Source organism: Acidimicrobiales bacterium (genome assembly GCA_035531755.1).
GTDB lineage: Bacteria > Actinomycetota > Acidimicrobiia > Acidimicrobiales > UBA8190 > DATKSK01.
Genome location: DATKSK010000054.1, coordinates 1 through 19,216 on the forward strand (window position 1 = coordinate 1; position 19,216 = coordinate 19,216).

Here is a 19,216-nt window from a genome sequence, read left to right on the forward strand (position 1 = left end):
ATCGCCGAGCCTCCCCTTGCCGCGCCGAAGCCTTCGATCGTCAATCGGTGTTCGTGGTGAGGATGTTCACGACCGCCACGCCCGACCCGCGTCCACCGACGTTGTGCTGCAGGACGTTGCCGTGGCGGATCTCGACCTGGCGCTCTTCGGCTTGGCCCCGCAGTTGCCACCAGCACTCGGTGAGCTGGGCGACGCCGGTGGCACCGATCGGGTGGCCTTTGGCGAGAAGGCCGCCGCTGGTGTTGACCGGGATCCGCCCACCGAGCGCCGTGTCACCCTCGATCGACGCGATACCGCCCTTGCCCTTGTCGACGAAGCCGAGGTCTTCGATGTCGAGGATCTCGGTGATCGTGAAGCAGTCGTGGACCTCGGCCATGTCGATCTCGGCCTGGGTCAGCCCGGCCATCCGGTAGGCACGTTCCGCGGCGAGCGTGGTGGCCTTGATCCCGACATAGGAGGACTTCTCGTGCATCCACGGGTGGTCGGTCGCCAAACCGAAACCCGCCACGTACACCGGCTTGTCGGTGAACTCCGCGGCGCGCTCGGCGGGGACGAGGAGCGCGGCGGCGGCACCGTCGGTCTGTGGGCAGCAGTCGAGCAGGTGCAACGGGTGGCAGACCGGCGGGCCGTTGAGGACGTCGTCCACCGTCACCTCGTTCTGGAAGTGGGCATACGGATCGAGCGCACCATTGTGGTGGTTCTTCACCGCGACGCTCGCCAGCATCTCCCGAGTGGTGCCGAACTCGTACATGTGCCGGGTGGCGAACGGTGCGAACAGCGCCGGGGCGGATTCGCCCCGCGTGTAGATCGGGTGCCCGGCGGCGGCGCGCGCGAGGAGGCCTTCGTCGGACGACTTGTCGCGCATCTTCTCGACGCCGATGACGAGCACGCAGTCGTGGACGCCGCTGGCCACGGCCATGGCGCCCATGCGGAAGGCGTCGCTCCCGCTCGGGCAGGCGTTCTCGACCCGGGTGCACGCGATGCCGTTCAGCCCGAGCGCGCTCGGCACGGTGTTGCCGGAGATGCTCTCCTGTCCCCACAGGCTGCCCCGCTGGGTGGCGACGACAGCGAAGTCGACCGCGTCGCGCGACATACCCTTGTCGACGTTGGCGAGCGCCGCCTCGAATGCCCCCGCCGCCATCTGCTCATAGCTCTGCTCGAACAGCTCACCGAACTTGATGAGGCCGGCGCCGACGACGGCGACACGGTTCCAGCTCATGATGCGACCCTCCGTACCTTGTAGCCGTACACGGGCACGCCCCGCTCGACCGCGTAGCGACGGAGCAGGAGCTCCACCCGATCACCGATGCGGAGCTGCGCGGCGTCCTGGGGCATCCCCTGCAGCTGCACGCGGGCACCGTCGTCGAGGTCGACGACGGCCAGCGGGAGCGGTGCGACGAACGGCGCTGGCATGGAGTGGTTCACGATGAACGTGTGGACGGTGCCGGTCCGTTCGAGGTCTCGCACCTCGAACTTGTTCGCACCACACCGGATGCACGCCGGGTGCACCGACGGCGGCACGTTGATCGCGCCGCACTCCACACAGTGGCCGCCCTGGAGCGCCAGCAGCTCCACACCACCTCGCACGTGCCCGGCTCCGCCCGGTGGCACGCCCATGGGGATCGGCTCTCCGGACGGTACCAGCTGACCACGAGCGCGCAGCACTTCGGCGTACGTGACGACGGCGCCGTCGTCGAACGCGTCGTCCGCGCCGGGGACCGGGGCGTCGACCTGGAGCGCGACGCCGGTCGCCCGGCCCCCGCCGTAACCGACGACTGCGGCGCGCCCCGACGAGCGCAAGGCGACGCGCAGGCCCAGCAGCGGCGCCGCCGCGCCGGTGTCACCCAGCTCGGCGTACGCAGCCGCCGACGCGGAGGCGTCCGCACCGAGTTTGCGGGCGAGCGCAGCACCCATCCGGCCGTCGGGGTCGGGCAGCGACCAGGCGTCGGCCTCTCCCACGGCCCGGCCGACCTCGGTGAGCATCGGAAGGAACACCTCTTCGCGGAACAGCCGCCCGTCGTAGAGATCACGCGTCGTGCCCTCGCCGTCGCCCCGGTAACGGTCGAGCACCGGACGCGTGCGCTGAGTCCTCGACACGAGCGAAGCCGGACCGGAGCCGGCGGCGAGCACCAGCGCTACCGCCCCTGCCGCCACCCGCGGCTCCCAACCCGTGCCCCCGCCCGGGACGACCGCATCGCCGGCAACGACCAAGGCTGTCGCCGCGCTTCCGGCAGCGATGGCGTCCCACGCGGCGACGAGGGCCTCCATGCCGGCGTGGGCCGAGCCGCTCAGCAGCGCACCGCCGACCTCGGTCCGCAGCCGCAGCGCTGCGCTGAGGAGCGCGAGGCTCGGGCCCTCGGCGAACGGCGGCCGGCTCGTGCCCCACCAGATGCCGTCGACGTCGCCGGGCGAGCACGCCGCCGTGGCGAGCGCCCGCACGGCAGCGAGCCACGACAGCGTCAGCGCGTCTTCGTCGGCCGCGCACACCGCGGCCTGACCCTTGCCGCCGCTCGTGCCCCACGCGGCCGCCACCTCGGCGGCAGGCAGCCGCAGCGAGGGTGCAGCAGCACCGACGGCCATGATACTGACGGCCTTGATACTGACGGGCGAGACCATGAAGCTGATTCTATCTATGCACGATATTCACGCGTAACGCAGCAGCACGTGATCGTCCATATCCGGTCCCCCTCTGCCCACGGGTCCCGTGACCTCGCCTGGGGCCGTGAGTGATATCTCGGACAATCACTTTGACCGCGCCGACTCGTTGACCGCGCCGACCGTGCAATCTCACCGTGGACGGGCGTCGATATCCGTGCTCACGAGGTACGTCCGCGGCAGGTCGAGGGTCGGACAGCTCTTGGAGATCCTCGGCGAGCGACCTGAACCGTGGGCAATCGCCCGGCAGGACAACAGCGCTGATCCCTTGGAGCGCTGACGCTCGGTGGCCTGAACAGACACCTTCACAGCCCACCTCGTCGCACGAGATGGGCCTGCAGTCAACTGGCTCGCTCGGGCGACCTTGTCCTCGGGGGCCGGCGGTGACGCAGTTGGTGCAACAGAGTCTGCTCGTCCGGCCCGAGGCGCTCGGCGGCCCTGCCCTGCCCACGCGGAGGCTCCTTGAGCCGGTCGGTCAGGAGCTCGAGGTTGTGCTGTGCGGCCTCGAGCTGATCCCGGAACGCGTCGCGCTCTGCGACCACCGATTCGGTCTCCGCGTTCGCTCGGGCCACGTCGCGCTGCAACACCGCATTGCGCGCCTCGAGCTGCTCGAGTCGCCGGCGTGCCCACGACGTCGAGTCGGCCCCCTCGGCCGGCGCGGCGGCGACCCGGGCGACACGCGCGAGCAGCGCGGCCGCGAGCTCGTCGTAGTCCATCGCGCCCTCGGCCACCTCAACCGACGACACGACCGCCGCCTGGGCCCCACCGCCCCCACTGCGCGAGATCCGGTATGTCCGCTTTCCCTTGATCTCCCGGTCGAGCAGGCCGCCCTTGGCCATGGCGGCGACGACCTGGGTGAACCCGGCGTCGGTTCCCTCGTACCCGATCGCCTGCTTCAGCGCCGAGGTCGCCTTGCCGCTTGCGTCTTCGATCGGTCCCTGCTCTGCAAGATATGCGAGAACCCGATTACGAACGCTCTGATCTCGTGCCACAGAACCTCCTCGAAGGAGGGGCGCGATTCACCAACAGTCGATCCGTACAGAAACGTACAGAGATCGGCCACATGCCCCAGCGGGACCTTAGCATCCTTGCTCCTTCGTTTCATCGCGCATGGCGTCATCGGCGCATACTGGGGGCGCCCAGCCAGGCCGCGTCACGGGTACCGGTTCTTACGCAATTCCCAGACACACGGGCGCTTCGGGGCCACGGGCGACGAACGCGCTGGTGACGGAGGCCAATGGTCGTGGGGTGTGCCCGGTACCGCGCGTCCGATCCGCCCACCTGTGTCGAATCACAACGCCGACACAACAACAGGGGCCGCCACGAGGAGGCGAGCCGCGATGCGCGATTCCGCCGGCTGTGCCGCGCGGATCTGCACCTCGGCGCGCAGACCAGTCCTCGGCCACGTACCCCCCGGCGCGACGCAAGTCGACGCGAGCACGACCGGCCCGGTGCTCGACGGGCTCGTACGCCGGCGCGAGAAGGGCCACGTCGACGACGAACACCGGCACGACATGCCCGTCACTCGTGCTCGACGGCGTGATCCTCGGGCTGCACCGGCCCGGGAGACCGTCTCCGCCATGGTGCTCGAGCGCGGCGCGGGCTTCGCCTTCGGGAGTGATCCACCGCTGTCCGGCGCGTCGTACCGGTCCAGGGGGCGACCGCCGTCCTCGTCGCCGAGCACGGGAACGTCGCATCGCTCCGCCTCGACGACCAGGCCGGGCGTGCCGGCGACCACCGGGTGCGGCTCGCCCACCCGTGACGGCGACCCGAACCCCCTTCACGCCAGGTTGGCGTCGGTGCTCGACATGTCGGGGCGCGCCCTGGACGGAATTCTCCCTGGCCGTGGCGGCCGTCGTCGTGGAACGCGGGCGCTGCTCCCCCGGCTGATCCGGGTGGGCCTGGCCGCGGGACGGGGCCGCAGCCGGTAGGGCGGCATCGCGCACCCCACCGGCCCGCCCCGTCCGAGTTCGCAGGTTCAGCACGTGGGGGGCATGTGCCGCTGTCCCGCTGGCTCGCGACCAGAGTGGGGCGCGCCGCTCACATCCCACCGACACGCGGCTCACAGGATCGCCGGTGCGGACCCTGGCCACCACCGAATGTGAGCTCTTTCCCGCGATGCGTGTTCGGTCCCCGAGATCGCGGCCGAGGTGACGCGTACAATCTCTGTGCCGGGGGTGAAGGGGGGCCACCACAGTGATCGCCGTCCGCTTGCTCGGTCCTGTGGAAGTCGAGGTCGACGGGGACAAGGTCGCGCTCTCCCGCACCCTCGAACGGGCCCTCCTGGCCAGATTGGCGCTCGAGCCCGGCCAGCCGGTGTCCACCAGCAGGCTGGTGGACGACCTCTGGGGCGATCACGCGCCGAGGGACGGGGTCGCCAGCCTGCAGGGGCTCGTCTACCGCCTGCGGCGGACGCTCGGACCGGAGGGCCGGTGCATCGTCCGCGTCGCCAACGGGTACTCGCTCGACGCCGAGGCGGTGCAGGTCGACGTGACCGCCTTCCACCGGCTCGTGGCGCGGGCGCGCGCCACCTCGGCGTCCGACAGCCCCCGTGACGCACCGGGACTGCTGCGCGCCGCGCTCGACCTGTGGAGAGGGCCACCGCTGTCCGGCCTGGAGTCGCTCCCGTTCGTCGGCACGCAGGCCACGCGCCTGAACGCTGCCCGGCTGGCCGCCCTGGGCGACCGGATCGCCGCCGACCTCGCCGCCGGCCGGCACGGCGACGTGATCGCCGAGCTCGAGACACTGGTGGCCGAGCACCCCTTCGAGGAGCGATTCTGGGGGCAGCTCATGCTCGCCCTGTACCGCTCGGGCTCACAAGCCGGGGCACTGCGGTGCTTCGCCCGCCTGCGCGGCGTGCTGCGCGACGAGCTCGGCATCGACCCCGGACCGGCGGTGGCCGAGCTCGAACAGTCGATCCTGCGCCAGGACCCCTGCCTGGCCCTGGCGCCGGCGGCGCCGGCGTCCCTCCCGGCGGCGACCGGCGCGGCGGTGCCGGCGCCCGACGACGAGCCGATCGATGGACGCCGGCGGGCGGCGCCGTCCGGTGCCGAGTTCTCGGATCTCTCGTGGCTGGCACCGGCGGGCGCGGTGGGCTTCGTCGGGCGTCTCGCCGAGCTCGACGTGGCGCGATCGGCCCGACTGCGAGCGGTCGCGGGGGAGCAACTGCTCCTCTTGGTGACCGGGGAGCCCGGCATCGGCAAGACCCGCCTCACCGCGGAGTTCGCACGCGAGTTCGACGCCGACGGCGACCTCGTTCTGCACGGCCGCTGGGACGAGGAGCCGCTGTGCCCGTACCAGGCGTTCCGCGAGGCGCTGGGTCGCTATGCGCGCCGTGCGCCCGCATCGCTCGTCCGCGCCGACGTCGGGCCCCTGACCCCGGTCCTCGGCCGCATCGTGCCCGAGCTGGTCGAGAACCACGGCGCCGGCGGGCTCCTCGTCGACGGCGGGCCGGAGGGCGAGAGCGACGGCCAGGGCGAAAGCAAGGGCGAACGCGAGGGCGAACGCGAGGGCGAGGGCGAGGGCGAGGGCGAGGGCGAGCGCTACCAGGCGTTCGATGCCGTCAGCCGGTGGATCGACGCCATCGCCGCTCGTCGCCGGCTGGTGCTCGTGCTCGACGACCTACACTGGGCGGACAGACCCTCGCTCCTGCTGCTGGAGTACCTCCTGCGGTCGACGTCGCCGTCCCCGGTGCTGATCGTGGCCACCTACCGCCAGACCGACGCCAAGGTGGCGGGATGGTTCTCCGAGTCCCTGGCGGGCATCCGCCGCACGGCGTCGGTCGAGCGCGTCGCTCTGGGCGGGCTGTCGGCAGCCGAGACCCAGGAGCTGGTGGAGGCGGCCATCGGGCGCTCGCTCACCGACCCCGAGGCGGTGGGGGCGGCCAATCTGCAGCGCCACACCGGTGGGAACCCGTTCTTCCTGCAGGAGGTCGTCCGGGACCTCAACGAGGCGGGACGCTCGCTCGAGGCGTGGACGGTGGCCAACGCCGACGAGCTCCTGCTGCCCGACCGGCTGCGCGACGTCGTGCACTGGCGCCTGCGCCAGCTGTCGGGCGTGTGCATGCGCGTCCTGTCCGCCGCCTCGGCGATGGGAGAGGAGTTCGACATCGCCACGGTGGGCCAGGCCATCGACTGCGACGAGGCGACCTTGCTGGCCGCGCTCGACGAAGCGCGACAGGCCGGCGTCGTGAGCGAGAGCTCACGGGACTTCGACACGCATCGTTTCGCGCACGCGGTGGTCCGCCAGGCGCTCTACGACGAGCTGGGCCTCAGTCGCAGGGCGCGCCTGCACCGGCAGCTGGGCGCCGCGCTCGAGGCCCGCTACGGCGTGGACTCCGGCCGTCACGCCGCCGAGCTCGCCCGCCACTTCTACCTCGGCGCCGGAGCCGGTGGCGTCAACGACGCGCTGCGCTATCTCCGGCTCGCAGCCGACTACGCGCTGCAGCAGGTGGCCTACGAGGCGGCCGCCGACCATCTCGCCCGGGCACTCGAGATCGTGTCGGTCTACCGCCCCTCCGACGAGCTGGAGCGCTGCCACCTCCTCCTGGCCATCGGCAGGGCCTGCATGAAGGCGGGACGGACGAGCGACGCCAATGCCCGGTTCCTCGAGGCCTTCGACGTCGCCGACCGCTGTGGGCGCGCCGACCTGCTCGCCGAAGCTGCCCTGGGCTACGGCGGGGTCCTGCCCGCGGGGTCCGAGCCGAACCCGCAGGCGCGCGCCCTTTTGGAGTCGGCGCTCCCCGCGCTCTCGCCCGAGGACGGGCGCGCCCGGGCCCTGGTACTCGGCCGGCTCGCCCAGTGGGGCCACTTCGACCGCCCTCGGGCGGAACGGGAGGCCCTGGTCGACGAGGCGGTGGCCATCGCCCGCCACCTCGACCAGCCGTCGACGCTGGCCGCCGTGCTCGGGTACCGCTACTGGGCGCTCGACGGTCCCGACGACCCGGAGCAACAGGTCGCCGTGGCCATGGAGATCCGCCGCCTGGGCGAGCAGACCGGCGACCGCGAGACCGTGCTGCACGGGCTGAAGTGCGAGCTGCACTCCCGGTTCGAGCTCGGCGACTTCGAGAGGTCCAGACGCGTCGCTGCGGACCTGGGGGCGATCGCCGCCCAGATGCAGCAGCCCGAGTACCTGCGCCTCGGCTGCATGTGGGACAGCCTGGTGGCGGGCATCGAGGGCCGGTACGCCGACGCCGAGCAGAGCGCGGCGCAAGCCGCTGCCATCCTGGAACGGACCGAGCATCCGCAGCTGTACGCGCTGTACGTGGGCCTCTCGCTGCCCTGGCGCTGGCTCCAGGGGCGGATGGAGGAATTGCGCCCCCTGCTGGAATTGGGCAAGACGGGTCGCGCCTCGCTGGGCGAGTCCGCGCTCGTGGCGTGGGTGGCGAGCGAGATCGGCCATGGCGACCAGGCCGGGGCGACCCTGGCGAGCCTCGACCCCGCCGAGGTCACCGACAGCGACCACAATTTCCATTGGTGGTTCCTCGTGGTGGCGCTCGCGCAGACGGCGTGGAACCTCGGCGACCGGCAGTGGGCGGCCGTCGTCTCCGACATCATCGAGCCCTACGCCGACCACAACTGCCGGGGAGGGCAGGCCACCTTCCTCGGCGCCGCTTCCATGCACCTCGGCGCCCTGTCGCTGCTGCTCGGCCGCAACGTTGCCGCCGTCGCACACCTCGAAGCGGCCCTGGCCCGCCACCAGTCGATGCGGGCCCGGCCCTTCGCCTGCCTGACCCAGGGCCTGCTCGCCACCGCCCTGCGGCGCGACGGCTCGGCGCACAGCGTGGCGCGCGCCCGACAGCTCGAGGACGAGGCGGGCACGACGGCGGCGGCGTTGGGGATCGCGCCGCGCTTCTCGCCGCCGGGATCCTGAGCGTGGCGTCACGGCGACCGTCACCGTGACAGGGCCTTCCTCCGATCGGCGCTCCCCGACGGGCGCCGGGGGCGGCGGCTACTGGTAGCGGTCGAGGTGCTCGATGATGTCGGGGAAGACGTCGTGGGCGACGTCGCGGCCCACCAGCGCGTCGAGGTGCGCGTACTCCGGCAGGATCGTGAGCGAGTAGTTGTCAGGCCCGTTGTGCTCGGTGAGCCAGTGCAACGTCCGCTCGGTGCCCTCCGGGTGGAACACGTAGTTCTTCGCCCCTGCCACGAAATGGATCGGGACGTCACGGAGCAGCTCCGGTCGCTGGAGGTACCGGTCGCGGCCGTGGGCGTCGACCGCCCTCCCCCGCTGCATCATCAGCCCAAGGTGCTCGAGGCAGCGGATGTTGGCGACGCCGAACATCTCCGGGAGCGCCTTGTGGGTCGGGTCGTCGAGCTGCGCATGCCGATGCGTCAACCCGAAGATGGCGTTGATCCACCGGCACACCGGCAGCTCGCACGCCTCACCGCGCGGCAGGGGCACGGTGTGCAGCGCCAGGTCGAGCACGACGTTCCCGACCGTGCGCTCGGTGTCGGGGTGGAGCAGCTGCTGGTTCACGGCCTCGAGCAGGTTGCCGACGTGCACGTCCGCTTCGAGCACCTTGAGCGTCGACGTGACGGGGTGGAGGGAGAACTGGGAGCACACGGCGGAGCGGACCTTCCCCGCCATGCCGTTCTCGCCGTCGAGGAGGGCCATCAGCAGCGACACGGACCCGACGCAGTGGCCGAACACCTGCACGGTCGGGCGCCCCGTGACCCGGATGACCTCGTCCACCGCCCGGGGCCAGTCGGTGAAGGCGATGTCGTCCACGGTGAACTGGGTCTCGGCCGACGGCAGGTCGATCCCGGCCCGGTAGTCGAACAGCCACACGTCGTACCCGCCGTCGAGGAGGACCTCCACCAGGTTGGTGTGGATCATGGGGGTGAGCAACGACGTCGCCGACATGGCGAAGCCCGAGGCCAGCATCACCGGGCCCTTGTCCCCTCCCCGGTACCGGATCAGGCGCGAGCAGGCATCGGGGAGGTCTTCGGACTCGTGCCACCGTCCGGCGCGGTCGCACAGCAGGACGGTCTCGTCGTCGCCGGAGCGCCGGCGCGGCCGGGGACGCGGCGCGGGGGACCCCGGCGACGCCGGGAACCGGCCGAGCTCGTTCAGGGCGCCCCCGTAGAAGGGGAGGATCGAGCGGGCGAACAACACCACGAACTGGACGAGAAGGCGCTCGCGCGCGGCGCGGTCGACGTTCAGGACCTCGGCATGGGCGAGGAGGTGGTGCACGTCGGTGAGCCCGATGTGCATGACGCCGATGGCCCGCATCGCCCCCTCGTCGGGAGCGTCGCCCGCGTAGACGGTGACGTAGAGCGTGGTGGTGTGCTTCCACGCCGAGAGGATCGATCCGGGCCGGATGACCTTGTGGCCCTCGAGGAGGAACGCCTGCGGCTGCTCGGTGCGCGAGCGCAGCGTCATCCGGTAGCGCATCCAGTCGGTCTCGACCGCGTCGGGGTGCGGCTCCAACAGGATGAACGAGCCCTCGACGACGTCCATCGGGGTGGGGCACAGCATCGGGGCCAGGACCGTGCCCGTGAGTGTCGCCGGGGAGGCGGCGTCGCGGAGCAGCGCCGGGAGGTCCTCGTGCGTGATCGTGGTCTCGAATTGGATCGACGTCCCCCGGGCGCGTCCGGCTTCGTAGGCGGCCTCGTAGTCCAAGTCGCCCCCGTCCGTGCTGGCGAGGTAACCGGACATGCGCTCGTTGAACCGCAGCGCCGGAATGCTCGTCGGTGTCACCGTTCCTCCCGGTCGTCGATCACCGTGTCCGTGAATCCGCGGCCACGTCGCCGCCGGTGCCGGCGCCCACGCCGACGGACAACGACGTCGAACCCGTCCACACGCCTCCTCGCGCGGCTCGTGCCCCGGCACGCTCCTGGTCGTTCCAGTGTCCGGGCGGCACTTGCACCCGGCTCACAGGCCGCTCACGCGGGCCGCCGGGCGCCACCGGGCAGGCGGGCCGGCGGGGCACCCCGGTGACCGGACCCTCGGTCGGCCGCCCGACCTAGCCTGGGCCGTCGCCGCCCACGCCTGCCCCGACCCCTCGCCCTCCGAGACCGAGCCGCCGATGACGAGCCCAGAGTCCCCGTTCGAGCGGCTCGACGCCGACCGGGCCGACGCGGTGGTCGAGCTGTGCCGGCGCTGCCTCGACGACCCGCCGACGGCCGACGAGGTGCTCGCCGGCCTCTACAGCCCCGACCAACCGGTGGTGGTGCGCGGCGACCCCGACATCGGGATCGTGGCCGCCGTGCCGGCAGGTTCCCAGGGCTACATCCGGCTCCTCGGGGTCGACCCGGCGGCCCGGGGTCGGGGGCACGGGACGGCCCTGCTGCGGGCGGCGGAAGCCGACCTGGCCGCGCTGGGTGCCACCTCGGTGCAGGTGGGGGCCGACCCTCCCTACTACCTGTACCCGGGGGTCGAGACGTCGCAGACGGCGCTGCTGTGCCTGCTCGAGCGCCACGGCTACCAGCGTGTCGACTCGATCGTCAACATGGAGGTGGACCTGCGGTCGCTCCCGCCCGACCCGGGTGGCCACGTGCTGGCGGGCGCGGGCGAGCGGGCCGAGGTGGGGGCGTGGTTGGAGGAACACTGGCCGAGCTGGAAGGCCGAGGCTCTGCGGGCACTCGAGCGGTCGACGCTCGTCATCAGCCGCGACGACCTCGGCATCGCCGCGTTCTGCGCCTATGACGTCAACCGCGGCGGACTCCTCGGGCCGGTCGCCGTCCGGGGCGACCTGTGGGGGAAGGGCGTGGGCCGGCCCCTGATCGTCGGCGCCCTGCACCGCATGCGCCGGTCGGGGCGCTCGCGGGCCGAGGTGGCCTGGGTGGGCCCGCTCCGGCCCTACGTCCGGGTGGGGGCCAGGGTGAGCAGGGTCTTCTTCGTCCACCGGCGCGCCCTCGGTCGACAGGGGGCGTAGTTGCCCGTCGCCGCAGGCTCCCCCTACCGTGACGGCGGCGGGCTCGCCGGGGCACCGGCCACCACGCCGGCATCGGGTGACGAGGGGGGTTGGTGGCGGACGCAGTGTCGTCGACGGCAACGGAGCACCCGCTCGCGCCCCTGACCGCCGCCGAGATCGACGCCGCCGTGGCCCTGGTGAGGGGGCACGCCGGCTTCGGCGACACGGCGCGGTTCGCGTACGTGGGCCTGGCCCCGCCGACGAAGGACGAGGTGCGCTCCTGGTCTCCGGCACAGCCGGTCGACCGCCGGGTGCGGCTCATGGTCGTGACGGGGCCCGAGGCGAACGTGGTCGAGGTGGTCGCTGCGCTCGCCACCGGCTCGCTGTCGGTGACCGAGGTCCCCGGGGTGCGCCCCGCACTGTTGTTCGAGGAGTCGTTCGCGGCCATCGTGGCGCTGCACGGGCACCCCGATTGGCAGGCCGCCATGCGCCGCCGGGGCATCGAGGACATGAGCACGGTGCAGATCGACCCGTGGCCGGCGGGGTCGTTCGGCGTGGCGCACGAAGAGGGGCGGCGGATCTGCCGCTGCCTCGCCTACGTCCGCGAGACCCCGGACGACAACGGGTACGCCCACCCCGTCGAGGGCGTGATCGGCTTCGTCGACATGGCTCGCGGCGAGGTGCTCGAGGTGGTCGACACCGGGGTGGTGCCCATCCCCGCCGAGAGCGGCAGCTACTACCCCGAGTCGGTGGGCCCCCTACGCGCCGACCTCAAGCCCATCGAGATCACGCAGCCCGAGGGCCCGAGCTTCACGGTGGAAGGCGACCTCGTCCGGTGGCAGAAGTGGTCCCTCCGGGTGTCGATGGACGCCGTGGAGGGCCTCGTGCTGCACCAGGTGGGCTACGAGGACGACGGGCGGGTCCGGTCGATCCTGTTCCGGGCCTCGGTGAGCGAGATGGTCGTGCCCTACGGCGACCCCGGCCCCATGCACGGATGGAAGAACGCCTTCGACGCCGGCGAGTGGGGCCTCGGGCGGATGGTGAACTCCCTCACCCTGGGGTGCGACTGCCTGGGGGTCATCCACTACTTCGACGCCGTCTTCGCCACCGAGCGGGGCACGCCCTATGTCGTGAAGAACGCCGTCTGCATGCACGAGGAGGACTACGGCATCCTCTGGAAGCACAACGACCCGCGCTCGGGCCGGACCGAGGTGCGGCGGTCGCGCCGGCTGGTGGTGAGCTCCATCGCCACCGTGGGCAACTACGACTACGGCTTCTTCTGGTACTTCTACCTCGACGGGACGATCCAGTTCGAGGTGAAGCTGACGGGCATCCTGTCGACCATGGCCGTGGTGCCGGGCGCCCACCCCCCGTTCGCCTCGATGGTGGCGCCGCAGCTCGCCGCCCCGTACCACCAGCACCTGTTCAACGTCCGGCTCGACGTTGACGTCGACGGCGCCACCAACTCGGTCTACGAGGTGGACTCGCGCCCCGTGCCGCCGGGACCGGAGAACCCCTGGGCGAACGCCTTCGCGCCGGTGGCGACCCTGCTCGCCACCGAGGCCGCGGCCCAACGCGTCGTGGAGCCGGCCGCCAGCCGCTACTGGAAGATCGTGAACCCGCAGTCCGAGAACCGGTTGGGCATCCCCGTCGCCTACAAGCTCCTCCCCGGGCCCACCCCCACCTTGCTGGCGGACGCGGGCTCGAGCGTGGCCCGACGCGCCGGGTTCGCCACCCGCAACCTGTGGGTGACGCCCTACGCGCCCGACGAGCGGCGCGCCGCGGGCGACTATCCCAACCAGCACGCCGGGGGCGACGGCCTGCCCAAGTGGACGACGCAGGACCGGCCCGTGACCGAGCGCGACATCGTCGTCTGGTACTCCTTCGGCGTCACGCACGTGCCGCGGCCGGAGGACTGGCCGGTCATGCCGGTCGAGTACGCGGGCTTCCACCTCGTCCCCGTGGGGTTCTTCGACCGCAACCCCGCGCTCGACGTGCCGCCGCCGCCCGCCGCCTGCCACACGCCCTGAGCCGTCGGGGCGCGGGCAGGCTCGAGCCACGCGGCGCAGCCCGCGGTGAGCAGAACCAGGCCTCCACGAACGGAGCGGCCCCACCGACGGATCATCGCCCCGGATCTGTTCAGGGCACGCCCTGGCCGGCGCGGCGCGCCTCGATGCGGCCGTCGACCCACGTCGCCACGGCGGCCACGACGGCGGTCGCCGTGGCCCGCAACGCGGCGAGGTCGAGTGTGAGGTCGCGGACCTGCCCGCTCTGCGGCCACAGCCCGACGACCCGGCCCGGTGACGCCGGCGCGTCGCGGACCAGGGCGGCGACCAACCCGGGATAGCCCAGCTCGACGCGCCAGTCGTCCGGGCACCGCCCCGTCCCCACCACGAACAGCGCCGAGCGCCGGTCGATGGCGACACGCACGTCGGCGCGTCCTTTCAGGGTGAGCTGGCGGCCGCCGGGACACTGCCACCAGTCGTCGCGCCCACCGATCACCGGAGGTCGGGAGATACGCGTCCACTCGAGGGCGGTGAGCAGCTGGGTCGCCCACCCCGTGGCCTCGGCGCGCACGACAGCCCGGGCGCCGGTGGGCAGCCCCGCGTACCACGACGCCCACCACGGCGCCGCCGTGGCGTCCGAGCCGGGCGCGCCGCGGGCGTCCTCGACGCCGGCCGCCAGGACTTCGGCGACGGCGACGGCCGGGTGCGGCGCCAGGCCGCGGACGCACCGGTGCACGGCGGCGATGCCCACGGCGCGCCGGCAGGTGCGCGGCGAGGGCGTGAAGGAGTCGTCGGTCGACATGCAGCGTTCGGGGTGGCGGTGCGCCACCCGCATCTTGAAGGCGTCCATCTGCAGGCGCTCGCCGGCAGGAAGATCGGCGATCACGGCCTGCAGGTCACGGCCGAGGGTGTCGCGCAGGCCCACCAGCTCGCTCGGCGAGATGACGTCCGCCGGCGGTGCCAGCAGCGCGTCGGTCAGCGTCACCGATCGCGGCACGGTCAACGCCGACCCGCCCGCGGTCGGGGCCGGGGCCGCCGCCGGGGCGGCCCGGCTCACGGCCGCCCCCGGCGGCGGTGCCCTCCGGCATCCCCCGGCGCGGTGGTGGCCGTCGGCGTGGTGGCGGCCGTCGGCGTGGTGGCGGCCGTCGGCGTGGTGGCGGCCGAGCGCTCGCCGGCGAGGTCGGCGTCGGGATCGCCGGGATCGTCGGGATCGTCGGGATCGTCGTCGGCGCGCGCCGCGGCGGTGCGGGGGACGTCCGTGCCGGCGCGCTCCTGGCCCGGCGCGCACCCGGGCAGGCCCACGCACCACGCGCACAGGGGGTTCGGTGCGCGCGCCGGCTCGGCGCCGGTCGCCAGGCGGCAGAGTCGCCCCGTGCCCGCCAGGACGCGCTGCAGCGCGCCGACGAGGGCGTCCTCGCCCACGGGCTCGACGTCGAGCTCGCCCGTGGCGCTGTAGTAGGTGGCGATCCGGAACGGCGGCGCGCCGCTGCGCAACGTCTCCAACAGCGCGTAGACGTGGAGGTCGCCGCGGTGCTCGACACGCCGGCGACCGGACTTGAGCTCGACGACGCACACCGACGACCGCTCGTGCGCGGGGCCGCCGAGCACCAGGTCCACGACGCCGGCGAGGACGACGCGGCCCCCGCACAACGGCACCTCGAGACGCTCCTGGGTCCGCGCCAGCCAGGCGGGGCTCGGGACCGGCCACCGCTCGGCGATCCCGGCGGCCTGCGCCGCCACCTCGGCCACCAACCGCCGCCGGCCGTCGTCGGGCAGGGCGTCGACGAAGGCGACGACACCGTCCCCGTCGCCGTCCACCCCGAGGGCGGCCACGGCGTCGGCCCACGGATCGTCGATCACGCCGATCGTGACCCACTGCCGGAAGAGGGCGTCGACGAGGCTGCCCCGTGCGAGCTCGAGGGTCACCACCCGCGGCGCGGCGCGGTTCGCGGCCAGATGGGCCTCGCACGCCAGCACCTGGTTGAGCGACTCCTTGCTGACCCGGACGGGGTCCCGGTCGGTCGGCAGCCGGCCCACGGCCTGCGCCAGCCCGTCCTCGAGCCAGTCACGCAACCCGCCGGCCAACCCGGGGTCCACCACCGGCCGCTTCTGGGCGTCCCCCCGCAGGCGCCGGAGCAGCGACGCGCCGTCCGGCGCCGCCGTCACCGCTGATCGGGCTCCTCGGGGCACGCGCCCCAGGATGCCCGACGGGTGTGTCGAGGCCCCGGACCCGCCGGCCAGGTCCTCGACCCGCCCCGAGGCGAAAAACGGGCGCGAGCCCTGGGAAGAGCCGACAGGGCGCCGGTAACCTTGGGTCCTCATGGACGTCATCGGCGTGGAGGCACCTGCGGACGCCACCGGCGCCACGCCGGGGGCCCCGGCGTGAGCACCGCCTTCGCCGTGGTGTTCGGGGTCTTCGTGGCCCTGATCCTGGGCCTGTCGGTGGTGTCGGTGCGCTGGGCGGTACGGCGCGACCGCGTGGCCCGGGCGGCCCGGGCGGCCCAGGCCCCGCCGCCGCCCCCGGACGGCGCCTCGCCCGTCACCGGCTCGGCGCCGGTCGGCACGCCCGGGACCGGCCCGTGACGGTGCCCACGCCTCCCGCGACCCCCCGGGGGCCGCAGGGCCGGCCCGTCCTCCCCGGCGGCGTGTTCATGGGCCCCGGGACCACACGCCGCGTGGCGGGCACCGGCGCCTCGCGGCGGTGGCTCAGCCGCTACCGCCGCCTGCGGGCGCCGCGTCGGAAGGTCCGCACCGCCTTCGTCTTCGCCGGCGGGGGCTCGCGGGGCTCGGCGCAGGTCGGCATGCTCCAGGCCCTCCTGGACCGGGGGATCACCGCCGACGTGGTGTACGGAGCGTCGGTGGGGGCCATCAACGCCGCCGGGTTCTGCGGTGAGCCCACGACGGCGGGCGTCGACCGCATGGTGGAGCGCTGGCGCCAGATCACCCGCGAGGACGTGTTCCCCCAGGGCCGCTTCCCGACGCCGTGGCGGTTCTTCCAGCAGCGCGAGGCCGTCCACCCCAACGACGGGGTCCGCGCCATCATCGACTCCGGGCTCACCTTCGAGCGCCTCGAACAGAGCCCCATCCCCCTGGAGGTGGTGGCCACCTCCCTCACCGACGGGCGGACGCAGTGGTTCACCGAGGGCTCCGCGGCGGAGCGCATCCTCGCCTCCACCGCCCTGCCCGCCCTGCTCCCGCCGGTGGAGGTGGACGGCGAGGCCTTCATCGACGGCGGCGTGGTCGACAACGTGCCCATCGGGCGGGCCATCGCCCAGGGCGCCGAGCGCATCTTCGTCCTGCTGTGCGGCCCGCTGCACTACACGCCGCACCGCTACCGCCGCCCCGTCGAAGCCGTGCTGACGGCGTTCTTCATCGCCGTGCACGCCAAATTCGCCCGCGAGCTCGAGCGCCTACCGGAGGGCGTCGAGGTCGTCGTGTTCACCGTCGACAGCGAGCCGGTGTCGCGCTACGACGACTTCTCGGCCACCGACACCCTGATCGCCGCCGGCCGGGCCAACGCCGACATCGTCCTCGACTTCTGGGAGCGCGGCGGCGTGGGCGACACCTTCCGGCCCGCCCCCGCCCCCGTGGACACCGAGGCACCCGCGTCGGAGGGCGAGGCGGTCTAGCGGCCGGCTCGGAAGCGGCCCCGGGGCATCGGGGCCACCGGGCCCGCGCACGACGCGCACCGCCGAGGCCAGCCCCGGGAACCGGCGACGGCACGACGTGGCACTCGACGAACAGACCGGCGCGCTGGCGCAGCGCCTCGCACGACTGGGGTCCGTCGACTACGCGCACGTCACCGCGGCGCAGTACCGGGAGCTGTTCTGGCGGATGATGGCCGAGGCCTCCGGGCCGGCGGTCGTGGACGCCACGGCGGTGGTGCACCGCACCCGCGTCGTCGTGCCCGGACCGACGACGGCCGACATCGCCCTCGACGTCTACCGCCCGCACACGGCGGCGCGCGCCGCGCCCGCCGTCGTCGTCCTCCACGGCGGGGGCTGGGTGGTCGGCGGGCCCGGTGTGCACGACCCGCTGTGCCGGGCGGTGAGCTCGCGCACCGGGGCGGTCACGGTGGGTGTCGACTACCGCACCGCCCCCGAGCACCGCTTCCCCGCCGCCCTCCACGACTGCCTGGCCGCGCTGGACTGGGTGGCGGCGCACGCCGGCCGGCTCGGCGCCGACCCGGCCCGCCTGGCGGTGGCGGGCGACAGCGCCGGCGCCAACCTGGCCGCCGCCGTGACCCTGGCGGTACGCGACGGCGGCGGGCCGCCCCTCGCCGCCCAGGCGTTGCTGTGCCCCTTCGTCGACCTGCGCGCCGGCGGCGTGACGGACGGGGGACACGACGTGGCGTCGCTGCTGTCCCCGGCGGCGGCGCGCTGGTTCTGTGACCAGTACCTGGGGGCCCACGACCCCGGCGACCCGCTCGCCAGCCCGCTGTGCGCCGCCGACCTCGCCGGACTGCCGCCCGCGGTGGTGGCCACGGCCGGCCACGACCCGCTGCGCGCCCAGGGCCGGGCCTACGCCGGGCGCCTCCGGCGCGCCGGCGTGGAGGTCCGCGCCCTCGACTTCCCCGCCCTCGCCCACGGGTTCGCGGGCCTCGGTGCGGTGTCGGAGGCTTCCGCCCGGGCCGCCGACCAGGTGTGGGACGCGCTGGGACGGCTGCTCGGCACGCCTCAGCCGGTGGGCGGGTCGTCGGCGCGCCGGGGGGCGACGTGCCACCCGGCCGACGACACGTTGCGCGGCTCGTAGAACACGCAGCCGTCGGGGCACGCGAAGGGGAGCAACTCGTTGGCGTCCACCCGGCAGCGCTCGAGCTTGTCGTCGTGCGCCGTGGTCTGCATGATGTAATGCCGGCAGTCGGCGTTCACGGCCATGGACCATTGTGACCCACCCGGGGTCGGTGGGGGGCCCGGCCGGCCGGGGACCTCGGCTAGCGTCCGGGGCGTGGACTCCCCGGTCTCCACCCGGCAATTGCTCCGCTGGAGCGAGAGCCTGGCGGCCATCGCCCGCACCGGCCTGGGCTTCACCGAGAGCCTCTACGAGCGGGAGCGCTTCGAGGAGGTCCTCCGGGTGGCGGCCGACATCGGCGTGGCCGCCACCGAGGGCGCGGTGGGCGTCGAGGACGCCGACGACCTGGTGGAGGAGTGGCTGCGCGCCGTGGGCCGGGGTGTGCCCGGCTACGTGACCCCCAAGGTCGCCGTGGGCGCCGCCGTGGGCAACGACGACGGGGAGCTGCTGCTGGTCAAGCGGGCCGACTCCGGCGTGTGGCTCTACCCGACAGGGTGGGCCGACGTCGGGTACTCGGCCGCCGAGGTCGTGGTGAAGGAGGTCCTCGAGGAGACGGGGATCGAGGCCGAGCCCCTGCGGCTCATCGCCGTGCTCGACGGGCTGCGTCTGGGATTCACCCGCGTCCCGCTCTACTCCCTCGTCTTCCACTGCAAAGCGACCGGCGGGACGTTGCGCGCCCACCCGCTCGAGTGCGCCGACGTCGGGTGGTTCGCCGCCGACAAGCTCCCCCAGCCCCTCGCCGGGGCCGAGCGGTGGGGCAACCACGTGTTCGCGGCGCTGCGGGGGGAGCACCTCGACGTGCTCTTCGACCGACCCCGTCGCCCCATGTGGCGAGGCGAGGCGCCCCCGGGCTGAGCCTCGGCGCCACCCCGTCGCCCACCGCCACCCCGTCGCCCACCGCCACGCC

General features: G+C 73.6%; 14 protein-coding genes. 7 read left to right on the forward strand and 7 right to left on the reverse strand.

The annotated features are described in order from the left end of the window. Nucleotides 1-40: 40 nt before the first annotated feature. The 3 genes from VMV22_11000 to VMV22_11010 form a co-directional block, all read right to left on the reverse strand. Entirely contained in the window at nucleotides 41-1,219 is a 1,179-nt protein-coding gene (locus VMV22_11000) for a thiolase domain-containing protein (GenBank protein ID HUY22850.1), read from the reverse strand. Further along, entirely contained in the window at nucleotides 1,216-2,616 is a 1,401-nt protein-coding gene (locus VMV22_11005) for an OB-fold domain-containing protein (protein HUY22851.1), read from the reverse strand. The genes VMV22_11000 and VMV22_11005 overlap by 4 nt, the downstream gene beginning before the upstream one ends. A gap of 380 nt (nucleotides 2,617-2,996) precedes the next feature. Continuing rightward, complete coding sequence (locus VMV22_11010) at nucleotides 2,997-3,647, reverse strand: hypothetical protein (GenBank protein HUY22852.1); 651 nt, start codon at nucleotides 3,645-3,647, stop codon at nucleotides 2,997-2,999. A gap of 1,204 nt (nucleotides 3,648-4,851) precedes the next feature. On the opposite strand from VMV22_11010, the gene VMV22_11015 reads away from it, so the two are divergent. Further along, nucleotides 4,852-8,526 (forward strand): BTAD domain-containing putative transcriptional regulator, encoded by a 3,675-nt coding sequence (locus VMV22_11015; GenBank protein HUY22853.1) that lies wholly within the window; start codon nucleotides 4,852-4,854, stop codon nucleotides 8,524-8,526. Nucleotides 8,527-8,604: 78 nt separating this feature from the next. Here the strand turns inward: VMV22_11015 and VMV22_11020 are convergent, their stop codons facing one another. Next, nucleotides 8,605-10,356, reverse strand: coding sequence for a hypothetical protein (locus VMV22_11020; protein HUY22854.1), 1,752 nt, complete (start codon nucleotides 10,354-10,356; stop codon nucleotides 8,605-8,607). 328 nt (nucleotides 10,357-10,684) lie between these two features. Here VMV22_11020 and VMV22_11025 point away from each other — a divergent pair, with 328 nt between their 5' ends. After that, nucleotides 10,685-11,533 carry a GNAT family N-acetyltransferase gene (locus tag VMV22_11025; protein ID HUY22855.1) on the forward strand — a complete coding sequence of 283 codons (849 nt, stop codon included), beginning with the start codon at nucleotides 10,685-10,687 and terminating at the stop codon, nucleotides 11,531-11,533. Nucleotides 11,534-11,625: 92 nt separating this feature from the next. Next, nucleotides 11,626-13,542: a primary-amine oxidase gene (locus VMV22_11030; protein HUY22856.1), complete on the forward strand. Its 1,917-nt coding sequence runs from the start codon at nucleotides 11,626-11,628 to the stop codon at nucleotides 13,540-13,542. Between the two features lie 109 nt (nucleotides 13,543-13,651). On the opposite strand, the gene VMV22_11035 is transcribed toward VMV22_11030, so the two are convergent. Next, nucleotides 13,652-14,503, reverse strand: coding sequence for a hypothetical protein (locus tag VMV22_11035; GenBank protein ID HUY22857.1), 852 nt, complete (start codon nucleotides 14,501-14,503; stop codon nucleotides 13,652-13,654). Between the two features lie 68 nt (nucleotides 14,504-14,571). After that, nucleotides 14,572-15,684, reverse strand: coding sequence for a hypothetical protein (locus VMV22_11040; GenBank protein ID HUY22858.1), 1,113 nt, complete (start codon nucleotides 15,682-15,684; stop codon nucleotides 14,572-14,574). A gap of 216 nt (nucleotides 15,685-15,900) precedes the next feature. Here VMV22_11040 and VMV22_11045 point away from each other — a divergent pair, with 216 nt between their 5' ends. The 3 genes from VMV22_11045 to VMV22_11055 all read left to right on the forward strand — a co-directional run bounded on the left by VMV22_11045 (nucleotide 15,901) and on the right by VMV22_11055 (nucleotide 18,270). Continuing rightward, nucleotides 15,901-16,101, forward strand: coding sequence for a hypothetical protein (locus VMV22_11045; GenBank protein HUY22859.1), 201 nt, complete (start codon nucleotides 15,901-15,903; stop codon nucleotides 16,099-16,101). Nucleotides 16,102-16,103: 2 nt separating this feature from the next. Then, nucleotides 16,104-17,147 carry a patatin-like phospholipase family protein gene (locus tag VMV22_11050; GenBank protein HUY22860.1) on the forward strand — a complete coding sequence of 348 codons (1,044 nt, stop codon included), beginning with the start codon at nucleotides 16,104-16,106 and terminating at the stop codon, nucleotides 17,145-17,147. 97 nt (nucleotides 17,148-17,244) lie between these two features. Then, on the forward strand, nucleotides 17,245-18,270 hold the full coding sequence (locus VMV22_11055) for an alpha/beta hydrolase (GenBank protein ID HUY22861.1): 1,026 nt from the start codon (nucleotides 17,245-17,247) through the stop codon (nucleotides 18,268-18,270). Here the strand turns inward: VMV22_11055 and VMV22_11060 are convergent. Further along, nucleotides 18,195-18,395, reverse strand: a complete 201-nt coding sequence (locus VMV22_11060; GenBank protein HUY22862.1) for a hypothetical protein — start codon at nucleotides 18,393-18,395, stop codon at nucleotides 18,195-18,197. The genes VMV22_11055 and VMV22_11060 overlap by 76 nt on opposite strands. A 70-nt stretch (nucleotides 18,396-18,465) precedes the next feature. Here VMV22_11060 and VMV22_11065 point away from each other — a divergent pair, with 70 nt between their 5' ends. Continuing rightward, nucleotides 18,466-19,164, forward strand: coding sequence for an NUDIX hydrolase N-terminal domain-containing protein (locus tag VMV22_11065; protein ID HUY22863.1), 699 nt, complete (start codon nucleotides 18,466-18,468; stop codon nucleotides 19,162-19,164). The last annotated feature ends 52 nt before the right edge of the window (nucleotides 19,165-19,216 follow it).